Below are 4,895 nucleotides of genomic sequence, written 5' to 3'. Positions count from 1 at the left end.
ATGCCTTGGGCGTGCCGTATGAGTTTTGTGAGCGTGGAAGTTTTTGTTGCACAGACATGGTGGGACACGGAACACATGACCAAGAAGCAGGAACCTTTTCGGACGATACCAGCATGACTTTGGCAACCTGTGACAGCATTCGCGCGTGTGGCTTGATTGACCTTACTGATATGCGCGAGCGTTTTTGCCATTGGTTGTATGAAGGTGCATATACGCCTGATGGCATTAGTTTTGGTGTGGGCAATACAACTGCAGCGGCCTTAAGACAGGGATATGGCTGTGAGGGCGAGTGGGATAACGGTAATGGTTCGCTTATGCGTATTGCTCCTCTTGCCTTTATTGCGGCAAGTGATAGGGATATCCGTGCGGTTTCATCTATTACGCATGCGCATGCTTTGAGCTGTACTGTCTGTGTGAGCTTTGTTCACATTCTCAGGCGCTTAGCCGCTGGTGCGACTGCGGCGGAAGTGGCGGGAGAGTGGAAGGGGCAGCCTGCACCTGCATCCAGTGGTTTTGTGCAGCATGCCTATGATGCGGCACTTTGGTGTTTAGCAAATACGTCAAGCTATCGGGATTGTGTACTTGCTGCAGTTAATCTGGGTTCGGACACGGATACCACTGCTGCTATTGCTGGTGCATTGGCAGGTGTGCTTTATGGTTATGATGCTATTCCCGTCGAGTGGGTTTCTGCTTTGCGCGCAAAAGATTTGATTGAGTCCTGCTTGTTTTAATATTTTACTGGCTTAGCTAAAACAGAAGCTGGTTTTGTACCGAGAAGTATATTTAAGACCACAAACAGTAGCTTTTTGGATAAATGCTTTCCTAAATAAGCAAGCTTAGCAAGTTACCCAGCACTTACACCGTTGCAACCTCAGGTTGCAACGGAATTGATTTACCTGCTGAAATACATAAAACTGCAGCTAGTTAGCCTGTTAAGGAAATCGTTGCAAGCTCAGGTTGCAACGATTGGTGGGATATAGAAAAGGTTACAAGCTCGGATTGCAACGATTTGCGGGGTATTAAGGCTGGCTGATAATCAACCTTATTCTGAAATGTTTTCATGCTCAATAAAATCTAAGATACGTAGGACACGAGATAGTGTAGGTCGTGGTAGGATATGCCTGCACTAGTTGTGTAGCGGGCGCCCTTAGCTCAATGGATAGAGCACCAGTCTTCTAAACTGTAGGTTGGCGGTTCGAGTCCGCCAGGGCGCACCATTTTTACGCGTGCAATTTTCAGTTTTTATCAGCGTGTGCGCAAGGAGTCTGCCTGAGAGTTGGTTTGCCAGCATCAGCAGGACAGATGAGTTTGTAGGTGATAGTAACTGTCTCACCGTAGTCAAGCTGCACCGCGCAGTTTTCAAGTTTGCGTCCATCCCATTCCATAGGCTCATGGCTAAAGCTCAGGCCATTAGCTGTTTGCGACTCGCTCTTGGCATCCACATCGCTTATCGAAATGCCTTCGGATGCAAGTAGGTAGAGCTGCAACATCATATCGGCATCACTACGTCTACCTGCGCTTGCATTGCCCAACACAACAAAGCCACCTGCACTACTCCAAAGTTCATAAAGCGTGGACATATCGAGTGTATTGGTAAGTGTTGTTGTGACTTGATAACTAACGCTGCCATCAGATTCCTTGGATGCCTCGTCAATCTCTGTCTGTGCATGTAGATACCAGTTAATGCGCCCGTTGGTTTTTTCATTGATATAAACGCCCAAGACAGGAGACTTTTTGTCATTGTCATCTATACCAGCAAAACCGAGGTCGGAAATGAGCTTTTCTTCCTCCGTATCAGCAAGCCACAAAGACAGTCTGCCCTGCTTGACGCTGGCATGGAGCGTCTTGGTGAGTTTGGCAGTATCAATGTCGCCCAGCTTTTCAAACAAAGGGCCTATGCTGGCATTGCAAACATCATCAATCTTTTTACCCTGTTCCCAAGAACCAGTATTCTGCGCGAGTTCTTTAAGGACATATTCAGCAAAATTCTTGCTATCAAGCGTGATTTCATCATCAAGGGTGACATCACCTGTTATAGCAAGCAAATTCTGTACAACATAAGGATCAAGCAAAATCACCCCATCAATGTGATTGCCTGTCTGGTTTTCATAAGCCTGCGCGAGTAGTTCGGCGGCACGTGACGGCTTGGGGATGGAGGTAATTTGTGATGGTTGTGAACTCAGTGTGTCTCCCACAAGCTCATCTTCTGCAGCAGATGTCTTGAGGAGCTTGTCACCACCTAAGGGAGCACTAAAAGAATCATCATGTGAGAAGGGCTGTAAAACCAACGAACCATTGGATGCTGTCAGGATGCTCCTGCTAAGGGGAGCGCCTCCCAAGGAACGTAGTCGATCGTTGTCTTGAACAACCACCAGATAGTTGCGTGTTTCTTGAGAACCAAGAATCGTTGCAGCATGGGGTGCAAGTTTATGAGCAAGTTGGCTGCGCAAAGCCAGCTCATTGAAGGCTTTTTGAGCATGCTGAGTTGCTTTTGCAAAGTCGGAATCTCCCGTAGCGTCAAGAGCTGATAACTGCTTTTTTGTATTGCTTATTTTTGCTTGATTGTCATTGAGCGTATCGAGTGTGCCTGAGAGGAGCGCAAGATTAACTTTGCCACTTGAAAGGATTTGGACGTTATTCTCCTTTTGGGCAACTTTCATAAAAGGTTCGACGATGTCATGTGAGAGTAGCTGGGCAGCAGAGGCAAGTTCTTGAGCTGTATGAGCATCATGTCCCGCCACAGGCAAAATTGACACAAAACGCCAGAGCGAACCTTGGGTAAGTGACTTTAGCTTATCCGCGTCGGCAATCATTGCGGCGGAAGCCTTATTTGCTGCAGCGACATCTCCCGCATCTACAGCGTCTTCAAAACTGGCATAACTTGCCATGACTTGTTTTGCTTTGCTTCCCGCTTTGCGCACCTCACCAGAGATGGCATTGCTTGCAATGGCGCCTGCGATAACAAGGACTACAACTGCGGCGCCCAGTACCATTCGCAACGACGGTAGACGATGAAGACCACGATGGCGAGTGATCGGCATGCGGTTTTTTGAATAGTTTGTAACATAAGCAGTCTGTTTTTCGCGCTCGTTCATGGGATGTTGAATGGTCGCGCGACCGGCAGAACGTGCGCGAACATTACGGAGGCGTTCTTCGCGGGATTTCTTTTGATTACCCATGGGCAAAATCTGCTTTCTTCAATCCGTGCTTAAAAGCGCGGTTGAACACTTCCTGCATTTGATTATCTTCCTCCACACTATGATACTGATAAAAGAGATCTTTCGGTGCTGTATTGCTTGTCCGTTATGCATGTATAGGCTGATTTTTGCGCCTGATGGCAGCATTGAAGATGATGTGAGCACTCAAATATGAAACCGATACCACCTTTTACCGTACGTACAGCTGGCTTAAACGACCGTCTTCCAAATTATTCTCTCTTTTCGTTCCGCAAAGTCTAAAGTATGTGAGAAGATGAATAGTGTTGGTATCTGGAAAGGAGCTCGCGTTGATTTACACGATGACCCTCAACCCTGCCATTGACTACGTCATGCATCCTTTGACGCTGGATATGGGTTTCACTAACCGCTCTTCGAGTGAAGAAATTTATTGCGGTGGTAATGGTATCAATGTCTCGACGCTTCTCAATGAGCTACAAGTTCCCAATGTTGCTTTGGGCCTACTTGCTGGCTTTACGGGTGACTACATGCTGCAAATGCTACAGGAGGCAGGTCTCACCTGTAATTTTGTCCGCTTGGACAAGGGCTTCACCCGTATTAATGTCAAGCTTATTGGCATTGCAATGACAATGGTCAACGGTATGGGCCCCAAGATTTCTGAGAAGAAAGTCGATGAGCTGCTTGATCGCATCGATGCTATTGGTGAGGGAGATACCCTTATTTTGACGGGCTCTATCCCTAAGTCTCTGCCTGAAAATATGTATGAGATTATTATGCGTCGTCTCAAGGGTCGTGGTATTCGCTTTGTCGTTGATGCTCCTGGTACGTTGCTGTTGCAGTCACTGGATGCAGAGCCCTTCTTGATTAAGCCCAACAATCATGAGGTTGGTCGCATTTTTAATTCTCACCCCGAAACTCCTGAAGAGTGTGAGCCCTATGCCCGTGAGCTGCAGGAGCGCGGTGCACAAAACGTTATTGTTTCCTGTGGTGGACATGGTTCATTGCTGCTTGACGAGAATGGTGTGATGCACACCGTGCCTACAACAAAGATTCGCCTTGTTAACGCTACAGGTGCGGGCGACTCTATGGTTGCTGGTTTTGTCGCCATGGTTTCTGCTGGTGCTGATTATGAGGATGCTCTACGTTTTGCCTCTGCTTGCGGTACGGCTACCGCAGCAAGCAAGGGCATTGCCAAGCGCGCAACTATCGATCGCGTGTACGGTCGCCTCATCGATCTCATCAACAAGCAGGCAAAGCAGAAATAGGCTCGGTCTTAGACATTGTCTTCTTGCTTTATACGGAGATGGCGTCAATGGATTTGCCGCGCCATCAGGCGCGTGTCTTATGGGAACGCAACAGAGGAGTGCATATGTTTAAAGGCGTTAATGCATCAGATGGCATCGGCATTGGTGTCGCACGTGTCGCAGTGGAACCTGATCTCTCCTTCACTCCGACGGCCCCCAAAGATCTAGAGGCTGAAAAACTTCGTTTTTCGGCTGCTCGTGACAAGTTTATTGCTCGTACGAATGAGCAAATCAAGCGTATGAAGGAAGATGGCCTCGAAAATGAGGCTGGCATTATGGGTGCTCATATTGAGTTTGCCGAAGATGATGGCATTCTCGAGAGTGTCAATGACAGTATTGATGAGGGTATGTGCGCTGAGCAGGCTGTTTCTGAAGCCTATAACATGTACTACAACATGTTTATCAATATGGAAGA

Annotated in this window: 4 protein-coding genes and 1 tRNA gene; 4 read left to right on the top strand and 1 reads right to left on the bottom strand. The window is 47.6% G+C overall.

Features of this window, described 5'->3' with window-relative positions; all coding sequences use genetic code 11:
- Together Q0X25_RS07080 and Q0X25_RS07075 are read left to right on the top strand one after the other, a co-directional pair.
- Positions 1-731 (top strand): ADP-ribosylglycohydrolase family protein (locus Q0X25_RS07080; protein ID WP_298580505.1); only part of this gene is annotated, 731 nt, incomplete at its 5' end.
- Between the two features lie 410 nt (positions 732-1,141).
- Positions 1,142-1,217: transfer RNA gene (locus Q0X25_RS07075), tRNA-Arg, on the top strand.
- An 18-nt stretch (positions 1,218-1,235) separates the two neighbouring features.
- On the opposite strand, the gene Q0X25_RS07070 is transcribed toward Q0X25_RS07075, so the two are convergent.
- Positions 1,236-3,179, bottom strand: a complete 1,944-nt coding sequence (locus Q0X25_RS07070; protein WP_298580500.1) for a DUF4012 domain-containing protein — start codon at positions 3,177-3,179, stop codon at positions 1,236-1,238.
- 326 nt (positions 3,180-3,505) lie between these two features.
- On the opposite strand from Q0X25_RS07070, the gene pfkB reads away from it, so the two are divergent.
- Together pfkB and Q0X25_RS07060 are read left to right on the top strand one after the other, a co-directional pair.
- The gene (gene pfkB / locus Q0X25_RS07065) at positions 3,506-4,441 is read left to right on the top strand and encodes a 1-phosphofructokinase (protein WP_298580498.1); all 936 of its coding nucleotides are present in this window, start codon (positions 3,506-3,508) and stop codon (positions 4,439-4,441) included.
- A gap of 104 nt (positions 4,442-4,545) precedes the next feature.
- The coding region (locus Q0X25_RS07060; protein WP_298580495.1) for a phosphoenolpyruvate-utilizing N-terminal domain-containing protein at positions 4,546-4,895 on the top strand (350 nt) is incomplete at its 3' end.

The organism is uncultured Olegusella sp. (assembly GCF_947253395.1).
GTDB lineage: Bacteria > Actinomycetota > Coriobacteriia > Coriobacteriales > Atopobiaceae > Olegusella.
This window is presented reverse-complemented; position numbering and strand designations above follow the sequence as displayed.

What these genes read in the sequence shown, in the direction of transcription:
- Q0X25_RS07070 (WP_298580500.1), bottom strand. Translation starts at nt 3,179, where the DNA reads ATGGGTAATCAAAAGAAATCCCGCGAAGAACGCCTCCGTAATGTTCGC.